Annotated in this window: 15 protein-coding genes and 1 pseudogene; 15 read left to right on the top strand and 1 reads right to left on the bottom strand. The window is 57.9% G+C overall.

Annotation, left to right across the window (positions count from 1 at the left end; all coding sequences use genetic code 11):
- The first annotated feature begins 2 nt into the window (after positions 1 to 2).
- The 15 genes and pseudogenes from ZBI01S_RS10215 to ZBI01S_RS10090 all read left to right on the top strand — a co-directional run bounded on the left by ZBI01S_RS10215 (position 3) and on the right by ZBI01S_RS10090 (position 11,406).
- Positions 3 to 83, top strand: coding sequence for a hypothetical protein (locus ZBI01S_RS10215; RefSeq protein WP_370664368.1), 81 nt, complete (start codon positions 3 to 5; stop codon positions 81 to 83).
- Positions 83 to 1,381 (top strand): terminase large subunit domain-containing protein, encoded by a 1,299-nt coding sequence (locus tag ZBI01S_RS04680; RefSeq protein WP_370664367.1) that lies wholly within the window; start codon positions 83 to 85, stop codon positions 1,379 to 1,381. The genes ZBI01S_RS10215 and ZBI01S_RS04680 overlap by 1 nt, the downstream gene beginning before the upstream one ends.
- A 216-nt stretch (positions 1,382 to 1,597) precedes the next feature.
- The gene (locus ZBI01S_RS04675; protein WP_066057126.1) at positions 1,598 to 2,674 is read left to right on the top strand and encodes a phage portal protein; all 1,077 of its coding nucleotides are present in this window, start codon (positions 1,598 to 1,600) and stop codon (positions 2,672 to 2,674) included.
- Positions 2,671 to 4,158 (top strand): HK97 family phage prohead protease, encoded by a 1,488-nt coding sequence (locus ZBI01S_RS04670; RefSeq protein WP_066057124.1) that lies wholly within the window; start codon positions 2,671 to 2,673, stop codon positions 4,156 to 4,158. The genes ZBI01S_RS04675 and ZBI01S_RS04670 overlap by 4 nt, the downstream gene beginning before the upstream one ends.
- A complete protein-coding gene (locus ZBI01S_RS04665) occupies positions 4,158 to 4,469 on the top strand; it encodes a hypothetical protein (RefSeq protein ID WP_066057121.1) in 312 nt (103 codons plus the stop codon). Before ZBI01S_RS04670 ends, ZBI01S_RS04665 begins: the two co-directional genes overlap by 1 nt.
- Positions 4,470 to 4,471: 2 nt before the next feature.
- Positions 4,472 to 4,819, top strand: a complete 348-nt coding sequence (locus ZBI01S_RS04660) for a hypothetical protein (protein ID WP_066057118.1) — start codon at positions 4,472 to 4,474, stop codon at positions 4,817 to 4,819.
- Positions 4,820 to 4,821: 2 nt separating this feature from the next.
- Positions 4,822 to 5,247, top strand: coding sequence for a hypothetical protein (locus tag ZBI01S_RS04655; protein ID WP_159421390.1), 426 nt, complete (start codon positions 4,822 to 4,824; stop codon positions 5,245 to 5,247).
- A gap of 6 nt (positions 5,248 to 5,253) precedes the next feature.
- On the top strand, positions 5,254 to 5,631 hold the full coding sequence (locus ZBI01S_RS04650; protein WP_083524510.1) for an HK97 gp10 family phage protein: 378 nt from the start codon (positions 5,254 to 5,256) through the stop codon (positions 5,629 to 5,631).
- Positions 5,631 to 5,954, top strand: coding sequence for a hypothetical protein (locus ZBI01S_RS04645; RefSeq protein ID WP_066057110.1), 324 nt, complete (start codon positions 5,631 to 5,633; stop codon positions 5,952 to 5,954). The genes ZBI01S_RS04650 and ZBI01S_RS04645 overlap by 1 nt, the downstream gene beginning before the upstream one ends.
- Before the next feature lie 114 nt (positions 5,955 to 6,068).
- Entirely contained in the window at positions 6,069 to 7,679 is a 1,611-nt protein-coding gene (locus ZBI01S_RS04640) for a phage tail tape measure protein (RefSeq protein WP_066057107.1), read from the top strand.
- Between the two features lie 128 nt (positions 7,680 to 7,807).
- Positions 7,808 to 9,190, top strand: a complete 1,383-nt coding sequence (locus tag ZBI01S_RS04635; protein ID WP_159421389.1) for a hypothetical protein — start codon at positions 7,808 to 7,810, stop codon at positions 9,188 to 9,190.
- Entirely contained in the window at positions 9,190 to 9,894 is a 705-nt protein-coding gene (locus ZBI01S_RS04630) for a hypothetical protein (RefSeq protein WP_066057101.1), read from the top strand. The genes ZBI01S_RS04635 and ZBI01S_RS04630 overlap by 1 nt, the downstream gene beginning before the upstream one ends.
- Positions 9,895 to 9,903: 9 nt before the next feature.
- Entirely contained in the window at positions 9,904 to 10,881 is a 978-nt protein-coding gene (locus tag ZBI01S_RS04625) for a LysM peptidoglycan-binding domain-containing protein (RefSeq protein ID WP_066057097.1), read from the top strand.
- Positions 10,878 to 11,111: pseudogene (locus ZBI01S_RS10210) on the top strand (DUF2746 domain-containing protein); the annotation flags it as partial. The gene ZBI01S_RS04625 and the pseudogene ZBI01S_RS10210, both read left to right, overlap by 4 nt.
- 10 nt (positions 11,112 to 11,121) lie before the next feature.
- Positions 11,122 to 11,406: a hypothetical protein gene (locus tag ZBI01S_RS10090; RefSeq protein ID WP_066057094.1), complete on the top strand. Its 285-nt coding sequence runs from the start codon at positions 11,122 to 11,124 to the stop codon at positions 11,404 to 11,406.
- Here the strand turns inward: ZBI01S_RS10090 and ZBI01S_RS04615 are convergent.
- Positions 11,403 to 11,918, bottom strand: coding sequence for a tyrosine-type recombinase/integrase (locus ZBI01S_RS04615; RefSeq protein ID WP_187330013.1), 516 nt, complete (start codon positions 11,916 to 11,918; stop codon positions 11,403 to 11,405). The two genes, ZBI01S_RS10090 and ZBI01S_RS04615, sit on opposite strands and share 4 nt — an antisense overlap.
- Positions 11,919 to 12,224 lie beyond the last annotated feature (306 nt).

Below are 12,224 nucleotides of genomic sequence, written 5' to 3'. Positions count from 1 at the left end.
CCATGCCACCGAGCGCGACCCAAGTCGCAAGAACTTTGCCGAGCCGATCGCAAAGGTATCGGCAGCACTTGGCAAACCACTAATGCCATGGCAACGGCAAGTACTCGAAACCGCCACCGAGCTAGACGAACGCGGACGATTCGTGTATGACACCGTGCTTGTTACAGTGCCGCGCCAATCCGGTAAGACCACGCTGGTTTGGCCGCTCATGCTGTGGTGGGCGATAACTCGCCCGCGTGCAACCGTGTTCTATACCGCACAGACTGGCAAGGACGCACGCGACCGATTTCGCGACGCATCAAAGCTAATCGAATCTTCGCCATTTGCCAGCGTTACCCGCGCCCGCTGGTCGGCAGGCGACACCGGGCTTGACGTGCCGCTAAACGGCTCAGTCATTCGCACATTCTCGCCTGGCATGGCAGCCGTTCACGGCTCCACGCCCGGATTAGTGGTGCTCGATGAGATTTTTGCATTTACCGATGAACTAGGCACGGCAATGCTCGACGGCGCGATTCGACCCGCGCAACAGACACTAACCGGGCGAGCGCAAGTTTGGCTGATCTCGACCGCTGGCGACGCGACTAGCACGTTCATGCGCCGACTCGTTGACGAAGCACGGGCCGGTACACGGCAAGGACTCGCATATTTCGAGTGGTCACGCCCTGCGGATCTCGACCCCTACGAACCGGCAACACTCGAAGCGTTCCACCCTGCAGTTGGACACACAGTAACCGCCGCCGATCTGCTCAAGATTCGCCCAAGCTCGCACGCGGCATGGCTTCGCGCATTCTGCAACAACTGGATTGACGCCGCCGAACCACTCATTTCGCTAGACGATTGGGACAGCCTGGCAACGGACTTGACGCCGCCGCCGCTGCATAGCATCGGCATTGGATACGAAGCCGCCGATTCACCTGATTCGCTATCAGCCGTGTTTGCTGCTTGGCGAGACGATGCTCGGCGCCCGTGCTTGGCGCTAATGCATGCCGCGCCTGGCACTACATGGCTGCAACCGCTGCTTCGCCGTATCCATGCAGCAAAGCCGAAAGGTATCGCCGCCGATGACGGCGGCACATCCAGAGCAATCACGGCCGCGCTAGTTCGTGACGAACTCGACGTTGCCAGCATCGGCGCACGCGACGCCGCAACCTGCACCGCCGAGCTGCTAGATGCGATCGCCAACAAGCAACTACGCCATGACGGTAGCCAATCAATGCGCCGTTCCATCGCAGTAGCGCAGCTGCAGCGGCGCGGCGACGTAGTTCGTTTCTCTCGCTCGCGCTCCACCGGTTCGATCAGTGCACTACTCGCCGCAACCGCAGCACTGTACGCCTACGACAATGCCCAAACGGTACTACCTGCACCGCTCGTTAATTTCTAGGAAACCATCATGACTACGTTCGTAATCGACTCAACAAAGCACACCGTCGTTATCCGCTGCAAGTCCTGCACCTGGTGGAGTGCGATGAGATTCAGCCGCGCTGAAGCCTGGCAGGTAGCTAACGATCATGAACGCCTGCATCACCCTGAGCACCGTCACGCGCAAAAGATGGTTAGCCAACAGCGGCAATCCTGACATTATGCACATGCTGGAAACATGAACCTTTGGCAGGTGGCACTAAACGCACTCGGCGTGGACGCCGTTACCGGCACGGCGTCGCCACATGCTGATTCGACACATCTCGAATCGCTCAACAACGCTGCAGCCTTTGCAACGCCGCCGATGCCAGTCATTGACCGCCGCGCCGCAATGAGTATCCCGGTGGTGCGCCGCGCCCGTAACCTAATCGCGTCAACGATTGGACGCCTACCACTCGTTGAAACGGTTGCACCGAACGCCGAACCAACGAAGCTGCTCACACAGCCGGAACCCGGCAGAACCCGAGCGAACTCGATTACTTGGCTAGTCGATCAACTCATTTTTTACCCACACGCACATTGGCATGTAATTGATCGCAACGGGCGTGGCTATCCCACTGCAGTTGAGTTGCTACCGTATGACGCCGTTTCTTATGACGCGACTACCGGCGCGCCGACGCTACCGCCCGGCATGTCTGCCGCGAACTTGATTCGATTTGATTCACCAGATGAAGGACTGCTGGCGGCTGGCGCCGACGTGCTACGCCGGTCACTATCCATTACCGCCGCCGCATCACGCGCCGAATCCAATCCGGTGCCAGCCCTTGATCTGCACAACAACGGCGAAGAACTTACCGCCGCCGAAATCGAACAATTGTTGAGTTCGTGGGAACGCGCGCGCGCTCGCCGTGGCGTCGCGTATTCCTCGCGTTCGCTTGAGGTGCGCCCGCTTGGTTCATCGACTGAGAACCTGCTAATTGAGGGGCGTCGTCAAATTGATCTTGAGTTGGTTCGTGCAATCGGCCTACCGGCATGGGCGGCAGACGTAGTTATTTCTGGTAGCTCACTGAACTACACCAACCGCGAATCACGTAACGCCGAATTAATCGACTTCACGCTTGCGCCATACATGACGGCGATTACTGAACGCCTATCACTTGGCGACGTCACACCGAGCGGGCGCAATGTCACGTTTGACACCGACGCACTCGTTAAGCCGAGCCGCGAAAACCGGTGGAAAACCCTAGAAATCGGAATCAACGCAGGAATCATTACCGCCGAAGAAGCACGAAAAGAAGAGGGGCTAGACCGATGAAACTACAGCTAGAAGCCCTGGCCGTAACTGACGTTCCATCTCGCCAGATCACCGGCATTATCGCCAGTCACGGCACACCAAGCACGACGCAACGCGTACAGCTTGCAGCCGATGCACTCAAGCCGCGCCAGCCGCTTAGCCGCGTCAAGCTGCTAATCGACCACAAGCAAGACCAACCGGTTGGCGTTCTGACCGCGATCGAAGCCACGCCGGATGGCACACGCGCAACGTTCACGTTGCCAGAGGGCGCCGAATCTGACGCCGCGCTGGCTTCGGCTTCGGCAGGGCTTCGTGATGGCCTTTCGGTTGGCTTCGTCGCCACGAAGCATGAGCTTGCCGCCGATGGCGTGATTCACGTCCACGAAGCCGAACTATTTGAAGTGTCGCTAGTCGCTATTCCAGATTTTGCCGCCGCAACCGTTGAAACCGTCCACGCATCCGCTAACACCGACAAGGAAATTGAACCGATGCCAACAACCACCGAAGCACCCGAAGCACCTGAAGTGACCACCTCGGAAACGACCGCGCTCGCCGCGACGCCCGTCGCACCTCGCGTTGAGGTAACTCACCGCCCGCTCAACCTGCAGGCCGCACTCTCCACCGTTTCTAGCGCAATCAACAATGGCGATCGGAACGCAATCATGCTGGCGCTTGCGGACATTGTGCCTAGCGACGATGCCGGAAACGGCTTCATTGGTCGCGACGATTGGATTGGCGAACTATGGACGGCATCCGGTGCACGTCGTCAATGGATTGACGCATTCGGCGGCACGAAGCCGCTTACTAGCTTGAAGCGCACCGGTTGGCGTTGGAAGAAGCGCCCGAAGCCTGGCAAGTACGACGGCAATAAGACCGAAGTGCCAACCGGCAAAGCAACCACCGAGTCATACACCGTTACGGCAGAACGTTGGGCAGGCGGCTGGGATATTGATCGAATCTTTATTGACCTGGCCGATCCCGGATTCCTCGAAAGTTTCTGGAATGCTGCACTCGTTGAGTACGCTGCAGATTCCGACGCTGACGTTGCCAAGAAGATCGCCGCCGCCGCGACTACCGGCAAGGGTGGAACCGATTCGCTGCTTACCGCACTCAAGCACTCGGCGCGCGACATTCGCCGCATTGGTGGTGAAATGACTACCGTGTTCATGGCGGACGATCTCTACGACGCTTACGCCGCACTCAAGCAATCCGATGTACCGCATTGGCTGGCAAATTCGGTTGGCGGCGTCGATCTTCGCGACCAGAGCGCGAACGTTGGCAACATTCGCATTGAAAGCGCGCCAGAACTTAAGCCTGGGCAGCTGCTCGCGGCCGATGCCCGCGCCGTCACGATTCGCGAAAAGGCACCTATTCAGCTCAAGGCATTCGACGTCGCTCACGCTGGCATTGATCTGGGGTTCTACAGTTACGGCCTAGTAGAAATCCATGACCCGCGTGTGATCGTGTCGCGAACCGTCACTAGCACCGCCGAGCCTAGCGAATAATGCCCGCAAACACTGCAGAGGTCACGCCCGCCGAGTTGAGCGACTACCTGGCGGAAGCCGGTAGCGACTCGGCGCGCGTGGCCGAATGCGCCGCCGCCGCGACTGCATACGTTCGCCGGTATCGCACCGAGTGGGACGAATCGTGTCACCTCGGCGCGCTGCACCTTGCCGCTGGACTGTACCGCGACCGCGCTACACCCGGTATTGCAGAGGGTTGGGAAAGCGCGCAAAACGTGTTCGCCCGGCTTACCGATGTTCGCATTGAACAGTTATGTCGCATTGGGCGTTTCGCCCCGCCCCGGATTGGCTAACCATGATTACCGCCGCACTCAACGAAGTTCGCGACGCACTCAAGCGTGCTGGCATCACCTCGCACGCCGATCCGAAGCGTGTACCGATACCCGGTGCTTGGCTAAACGCCAGCGAAGTACGAACCGACACGCTCGACGGTTCATGTCGCGTGCGCGTTGACGTGCATCTTGTGGTGCGCGATCAATCAGCTACCGGCGCCATTCGCGACTTAGAAGCCCTGCTACTGGCGGCGATGGCTGTGATTGAGCCTGACGGCGAAATTGAGACCGCAGAGGTATTGCAGACCGATCGCTACGCCTTGCCCTGCTTCGTGTTCCCCGTATTCGTAACCACATCCCGAGAGGTATAACCATGCCAGTTAAGTCCACCGTTCTAGGCCCTGGAAAGTTGTTGATTGGCGACATCACCACTACTACTAAGGCGGAAGAGTTCGCCACGCAATGCACTAAGACGCGACTAAAGCCATCTACAAAGACCGATGACGCGCTAATTGTGCTTTCGGGCGATTCAATCCCAGGTAGCCAAACTACGACGTGGGAACTCGAAGCAACAATTATTCAGGACTACGACACCGGCAACCTTGCCGAGTTCTGCATGACGCACGCCGGCAAGCAAGTCCCGTTTGAGTTCACGCCAGCAAACGGCGCGAAGCGCATGTATAAGGGTGAACTTGTGTTGCGCCCGTTCGACATTGGTGGCGACGTCGGCAAGCGAAACACCTCGGATGTTTCGTTTCCGCTCGTTGGCGACCCGAAGCCTACCAACGCAAATGAGTAACGCCGTATGACTATGTACGTAGTTGGCGCGCGTGCATTACGACGCCAACTATCGCAAGCCGCTGACGATTTCAGCGACTTGAAAGCCGTACATCGTCGCAGCGCTGAAATCGTCGCTACCGAAGCCGCGCGCCGCGCCCCGGTGGAAAGCGGAAAGCTTCGCGATTCCGTGCGCGTTGGCGTTACGAAGAAAACCGGCATCGTCCGGTTCGGCAAGAAGTCCGTACCGTATGCGCCGCCTATCCATTGGGGATGGCATAAGCGCGGTATTCGGCCAACCTTGTTTGCCACCAAAGCGGCAAAGGAAACCGAACCGGAATGGGTAGCCGAGTATGAACGCCGTATGAACGAAATTATCGACAAGATCAAAGGAGCACAAACCTAATGCAGTTCACCGCAAAGCTCGAAACCGGGAATACGTTCACCGTGTCGCCAAAGTTTGCCGACAAGATCGCGTTTGAGCAATACCTAGCCAATCGCAATATCGGCAACATTGCTACGAACGTGTTTCGGATGCAGGCATTTTGCACCTGGCGGGCTGGCAAGCGCGACGGGCATATTGACATGACGCTTGACGATTTCATGAATCAGCTGGTTGAAATCGACGTCACTGAAGCGCCCGCGATCGATGACGAAGCCGACGATGACGCCATGATTGAGGGCGTCACGCTGGGAAAAGATGGCCTACAGGCTCAGCAAATGAACTAGTTGTTGCCGTCGCGCTCGCCACTCACACGCACCCGGATGTGTGGCGAGCTGGCAGCGAACTCGATCTACTCACGGCAATTCACATTCTGAATGAACAGCGAGAAGCGGTAGACAATGGCTAAATCGGCGATCGTATCGATTCGATTGGTTGGCGATGCCGAATCGGCACGCAAGGCGCTAAATCAGACTGCAACCGCCGCCGAGAAGTTTCAAGCGGGCATCAACAAGGCAGCGGGCTACGCTTCGCTAGGCTTCGCCGCTATCAGTGCTGCATCATTGAGTTGGATTGATTCGGCAAGCGAAGCGGAGCAAGCGCAAGGTGCGTTGGCGGCAACGTTTGGCGATCAAACCGCCGCAATGCAAGCGAACGCCGAAGCCGCCGCCGAAAGTGTTGGACTGGCAAGTTCTGAGTACGCACAAATGAGTGCCGTAATCGGGTCGCAGCTCAAGAACCTCGGCGTCGATCAGGCAAACCTCGGCGCCGAAACCGATAACCTAATTCGGCTCGGCGCCGATCTTGCCGCACAGTTTGGTGGCACTACCGCCGACGCAGTAGGCGCGCTCGGCTCATTGCTTCGTGGCGAACGTGACCCGATCGAACGCTACGGTGTATCAATCAAGCAGGCGACGATTGACGCGAAAGTTGCCGAGCTTGGACTAGACGGACTCACCGGAGCGGCCAAGACAGCCGCCGAGCGGCAAGCAACACTAGCGTTGCTTACCGAGCAAACGGCATCCGCGCAAGGTGCGTTTAGCCGAGAATCAGACACCGCAGCCGGTGCGCAGCAACGCGCTAATGCCGAGTTCGAGAACGCCAAGGCAGCCCTTGGCGCCGGATTCTTGCCAGCCGTTTCAGCCGCAGCAAACTGGGCTAAGGGCTTCGCCACATGGGCAAAGGATAACCCTCAGCTAGTTGCCGGAATTGTGGTTGCGCTTGGCACGCTCGCGTTGGCGATCATGGGCGTGGCTGCAGTAACCACGATCATGAATGCTACTTGGCTGGCGTCGCCGGTCACATGGATTACGTTAGGCATCGTCGCAGCGATTGGGCTTGTTGTTGCGGCAATTGTTTGGCTGACCCAAAACTGGGATGCCGCCATGGCCTGGCTTCAAAAGACGGGCCAAGACCTGGCAAACGGCTGGCAAGGCATGTGGCAAGACATCGGCAAGTGGTGGCAAGAATTATGGAACGGCATCGGTAACAACTGGGCAAGTTTCTGGAATGACGTAGGCAACAACTGGTCAGGATTCTGGCGCGACGTAGGCAACAACTGGTCGAATTTCTGGAATGACATTGTTGCCGGTTGGCAAGGCATGTGGCGCGACATCATCGACTGGCTAGTTGACTCATGGAACAATTTCGCGAGTTTCTGGGCAGACATCTGGAACGGCATGTTTGGTTGGGTGAACGACGTCGCCGGGCATGTGAACGACGCGCTCGGCTGGATTGGCAACCTAAGCGTGTCTACCGAAGCGACGGCAAACATAAACCACGCCTATACCGCTGCAGCCTACGACGCTGCACGGCCTATGACGTTCTATCTCGCCGCATTTGAACCGCCCCGTCCATTGGCGGCATCGTTCGCGAACGCCGCAGCACCCTCGGCGCGTCACGCTACCTACAACATCAACGTGACTGGTGCTACCGATCGCGAAGCGGCAGCACGCGAAATTCGCGACATGATCGCCGACTTAGAACGAAGCGAGGGGCGCCGACAATGGTAGACACATACCAGCCGACGAACCGCGCCTACGGCATCGAAGCAATTGCTATTGGCGGTATGCGCCTAGGTACCGGCGCCGCAGAGCTGCAACCGCCGGAATGGTTAACCGGTGGCTCGCGTGCGCCCGTAATGCTCGCATCCGTCACCATTCCATGGGGTCGTGAACGCCTTACCGATAAGCCGCAAGGCAACGCCTGGACCATTGACCTAGCCTTGCTACCTGGTAACGCAATTCCCGATTTCGTTGGCGCGCAAGTGTCGATTCGGTTCATGTCAGGTGCAACGCTGATTGGCAAGGTATCGAAGCAATCAATTAGCGTGCGCAAGCTCAACGAACCTACCGATAGCACCGGCACACGCGAAGTGCTGATTATTCGCGTTGTCGCGCGCGATCGCTACGGCGTGCTTGCCACGACGCACATTACTGGCGACGCGCCGAATGACTCGCCTTGGCCGAGAGGTTGGAAACCACAACTCGCGCGCGTGCGCGCCGAGTACATCCGCAACAAGGCTGGCATTGCATCAATGGAGAAACTGCCATTTGGTGAACTGCCAAAGCTCACCGAAAGCGCGTTTAACAACGTCAAGCAAAACGACGGCTTCGCCTGGACAATGCAACCGCCGTACAAAGCGAATGAAGCACCTAACGCGCTCGACATGCTCAATTCGTGCTACGCCGCAACAATCAACGGTGCTTGGCCGATCTTTTACGACACTGGACTACGCACCGGCACGCCAGGCACGCCCGGCACGCTGTCGCTACGACTAAACCGCGGCAAGATAGAAGTCGCTGCAAGTGGTTGTGTGATGTGGCCAGCAGATCGACTAGAAATTGAACCTGGCGCGTTCCCGCAAGCCGATTTCGACAACCGCATTGGCACAGCAATTGTTAGCTACACCGGCGACGAGCACGTTCACACCACAAGCGGTTGGCAAACACCGTACAACCATGCGGGCGCGGCAGTGTGGAATCTTAAGGAAAGTGTAAATACGGCAACCTATGACGCTGGCACATTGTTTTTCAATGGCGGCTGGTCAAAGGGCGCAATTAACAACACCGACCCATCTGGCAACACCGTTAACATTGGCTCAGGTGCAAACGGCGCCCATAGACGCGCGTATGATCTAGTTACATGGCTTAGTAGCTACTCAACGTTGCCACGAATGCCAGTTGTGACTATTTCCACCCGAACCGGTAGTGTTTCGGCAAACGCTGAAATGTTTACACCACGCGAATTGCTTACCGCATCAGGTACGCAGGCGATCTACTTGGCAGGCTCGAAGTGGAATAACCGTAAGGACATTCCCCGGTTCTGGCAGTCAGTTGGCGGCACATACCGCGAAGATGGTAAACACGCTTACCATGACATTCAGCTTGCGCCGATTCATGACACTAAGCCGCGCGACTTGCGTATTTCGCAGCTATTCCCGCCGTCGTCCACAGCACCATTGAAGTTTGACAAATCGCTACGCCTTAGCGATTTGTCTGCAGTAACCGAAAGCAAGTTGTAATGGCCCGCCAATATACACAGACAAACCAAATCCCATACCTAGCCGCGAACTCACTCGCGAGCGACATTCAACCAGCAAGCTACGAACTGGCCAGCCGAGTCGATCAGCTGCTTGAGGATGTGAAACGTTCGCACGGTGCCGAAGCGGTCGCCCAGCTGCAAACCGATGTAAGCAACGCGGCAAGCAAAGCGGACGCCAACGCCAAATCACTCAGCACGCTAACGACTAGAGTTAAGAGCGCCGAAGATCGCATTACAGCGCTAGAGGGCAAGGGTGGCAGCAACGCGGCGCTAATGGTATGCGCACGCACTGGCGCGGCAAAACGTACTGGCGATACGTCGTTTACCGTTATCTACCAAGGGTATGACTGGCAGACTGAGCAGATTGCAGGCGGCGGCATCACTCGAAAAGGTTCGGTATTTACAGTTACGCCCGGCATTTACCTGGTTACGTTCAAAGTTGCGTTAGCGAAGCCCGTCACAGGGTTCGCATTTAACGCAATCAAGGTGAATGGCGGGCAACCACAATTCGCTACGCCAATGCAAGGTGGCGTTACGACGCCATCAGCGCCCGAGGCTGAAATCGGGCTAATCAACCTGCACGCTGCAGTTGAAATGAAATCTGGCGGCACGATCGAAACGGTTGGAGCGCACAACGCTAACGATATGCCAGAGTTTTGCACGTTGACAATCGCAAGGATTTAGGAGCGACTCATGACATTGTTCGGCATTGACGTATCGGCATGGCAGCCGGACGAAATCACACGCCAAATCAATTGCGATTTCGCGATTATCAAGGCAACCGGCGGCACCGGGTATGTATCGGCTTCATGTAACACACAAGTCGCAGCAGCAATTGCCAGCGGCAAGCGCATTGGACTTTATCATTTCGCCGCAGACGGATTTGCAGACCGTGGCGCGGTAGCGGAAGCCGATCACTTCGTTGATTCGATTCTTGGACACCTTAAGCACCGCCCGATGCTGGTACTTGACTGGGAAGCCGACGCATTGCCGCGCGGTAGCGCGTGGGCGCACGCATGGTTGCGCCGAGTTCACGCCCGCACCGGCGTTAAGCCGCTCATCTACATGTCTGCAAGCGTCACCCGGCAATATGACTGGCACCCGGTAATTGCTGACGATTTCGGGCTATGGGTAGCCGCCTACTATGATGCCGCGCCGCGCGGCTTCGCGAACCCTGGCAGCGCACCACGCACGCCGTGGCCATTTGTGGCCATGTGGCAGTACACGTCAAGTGGACGCATTGCCGGGTACGATGGCGATCTTGACCTAAACGTTTTCTATGGCGACGCCGCCGCATGGAACAAATACACCGGCGGCAATGCGACGAACGTCGCGAAGCCGAAGCCGAAGCAAGCGCCAGCCACAAAGACGTACACGGTCGCACCTGGTGACACGCTCAGCGGCATTGCCGAACGATTCGGCACTACCTGGCAGCACCTCGCCAAGCTCAACGGCTTGGCTAATCCCGATCTAATCCACCCTGGGCAGGTGCTCACCGTCACCGGTGGCATGAAGCAAGCGCCAGCCACAAAGACGTACACGGTCGCACCTGGTGACACGCTCAGCGGCATTGCCGAACGATTCGGCACTACCTGGCAGCACCTCGCCAAGCTCAACGGCTTGGCTAATCCCGATCTAATCCACCCTGGGCAGGTGGTGCGCTTGCCATGAACAGCGATGTTGCCGTTGCCGTTGTCAACGCGCTTGGCCTTGTGGCGTCCACCGTTTCGGCAGCCGTACTAGGCACGATCTTGCCAAAGGTGCGCAAGACTGAGAAGCACACGCAACAAGTGCTGGCGCAAGTGCAGAACACGCACACGACAAACCTAAGAGACGATATAGACGCGAATCACGCCGCCGTCATTGCCGAGCTTGCCGCAATTGGCGACGTGATCGAAAGGAATCACCCTAATGATGCTTATTCAATCAGCCGACGTCACGCCAGCAACCCGCCGCGACGCCGCCGAGCGTGGCACGCGTACGTTGTTTCAAGGCTTAGCCGTAGACATCTTGGCAGCTATTGGCGCAACCGTTCTGCTAGTCATGGGCAGCATGGATGACAGCGCGCTACTTACCGCGCTCGGCTGGCAAACGATCGGCGTTAGTCTGCTCAAGTCCGTTTTGACGGCGGTCGCTTCGTGGTTGGCTCGACTCTCGGCGCCGCCGCTATCGCAGCGCGGTAAGCACGCACGCTAAGCCGCTAGGCTCTCAATCACGGTGCGCGCCTTTGTCGCGTCCGGTGCAATGTAGACCCGCGTAGTTACTGGCGACGCATGCCCTAGTAAGTCCTGCACAACTAGCAGATCGCCGCATTGGCGATGTGCCAACGTCGCGAACCGGTGGCGCCCCGCGTGCAATGACCACGCGCCGGGCAAGGCATTGGCGGCAAGCTTGCCAACCCACCGTGCCGACAAATGCCCATCATCACGTCCTGGGAATAGGAAGCCCTCGGCGTCAAGAATCACACGGGCAAGGCTGGTTGGTAGTGGCAGGATTCGCACCCGTTCGCCCTTGCCACGCACGCGAAGCGAGTAACCAACCAGATCATCAATCACATCGTCGCGATGAATCTTTGCGATCTCGGCACGGCGTAGACCGAGGTCGCACGCCAGGCGCAAGATCAGTTGCGTTCGCGCATCGGCGCGCAGAATCGCAGCGTCAAGAGCTGCAGTCGGTAGCGGGCGCGGCGCTGGCAGCGTAGGGCGCACAACTGGCAGCGCCTTTGCTGCATCGTGTTCAAGCCGTCCGGTAGCTACCGCCCATCCCCAAAACGCACGAAAGGTTGTTCGTCGGCCGCGCCGAGTTTCGCGCGCCCATGACTGACAGCTTGCCCATTCAACAAGGTGATTGCCAGTAATGTCACCCGGCGCCCTCTTGATCTTTCGCGCTAGGTGGCTTAGGTGCTGGCGACGCGTCTCAACGGTAGTGCTTGGTGCACCGGCTGCAATCTGTGATTCGAGGAAGTCGCCAATCATAGCCGCCCATGCTGGCGGTACTGATAACCGTTCTAAAGA

This window comes from [Zimmermannella] bifida NBRC 103089 (assembly GCF_001570925.1).
GTDB lineage: Bacteria > Actinomycetota > Actinomycetes > Actinomycetales > Microbacteriaceae > Gulosibacter > Gulosibacter bifidus.
The sequence above is the reverse complement of the archived record's forward strand: the minus strand, read 5'-3'. Positions and strand labels throughout refer to the sequence as shown.

Bases quoted from the DNA above. Each gene is read 5' to 3' on its own strand.
- ZBI01S_RS10215 (WP_370664368.1), top strand. From the start codon at position 3: ATGCCACCGAGCGCGACCCAAGTCGCAAGAACTTTGCCGAGCCGATCG.
- ZBI01S_RS04680 (WP_370664367.1), top strand. From the start codon at position 83: ATGCCATGGCAACGGCAAGTACTCGAAACCGCCACCGAGCTAGACGAA.
- ZBI01S_RS04675 (WP_066057126.1), top strand. From the start codon at position 1,598: ATGAACCTTTGGCAGGTGGCACTAAACGCACTCGGCGTGGACGCCGTT.
- ZBI01S_RS04670 (WP_066057124.1), top strand. From the start codon at position 2,671: ATGAAACTACAGCTAGAAGCCCTGGCCGTAACTGACGTTCCATCTCGC.
- ZBI01S_RS04665 (WP_066057121.1), top strand. From the start codon at position 4,158: ATGCCCGCAAACACTGCAGAGGTCACGCCCGCCGAGTTGAGCGACTAC.
- ZBI01S_RS04660 (WP_066057118.1), top strand. From the start codon at position 4,472: ATGATTACCGCCGCACTCAACGAAGTTCGCGACGCACTCAAGCGTGCT.
- ZBI01S_RS04655 (WP_159421390.1), top strand. From the start codon at position 4,822: ATGCCAGTTAAGTCCACCGTTCTAGGCCCTGGAAAGTTGTTGATTGGC.
- ZBI01S_RS04650 (WP_083524510.1), top strand. From the start codon at position 5,254: ATGACTATGTACGTAGTTGGCGCGCGTGCATTACGACGCCAACTATCG.
- ZBI01S_RS04645 (WP_066057110.1), top strand. From the start codon at position 5,631: ATGCAGTTCACCGCAAAGCTCGAAACCGGGAATACGTTCACCGTGTCG.
- ZBI01S_RS04640 (WP_066057107.1), top strand. From the start codon at position 6,069: ATGGCTAAATCGGCGATCGTATCGATTCGATTGGTTGGCGATGCCGAA.
- ZBI01S_RS04635 (WP_159421389.1), top strand. From the start codon at position 7,808: ATGCTCGCATCCGTCACCATTCCATGGGGTCGTGAACGCCTTACCGAT.
- ZBI01S_RS04630 (WP_066057101.1), top strand. From the start codon at position 9,190: ATGGCCCGCCAATATACACAGACAAACCAAATCCCATACCTAGCCGCG.
- ZBI01S_RS04625 (WP_066057097.1), top strand. From the start codon at position 9,904: ATGACATTGTTCGGCATTGACGTATCGGCATGGCAGCCGGACGAAATC.
- ZBI01S_RS10090 (WP_066057094.1), top strand. From the start codon at position 11,122: ATGATGCTTATTCAATCAGCCGACGTCACGCCAGCAACCCGCCGCGAC.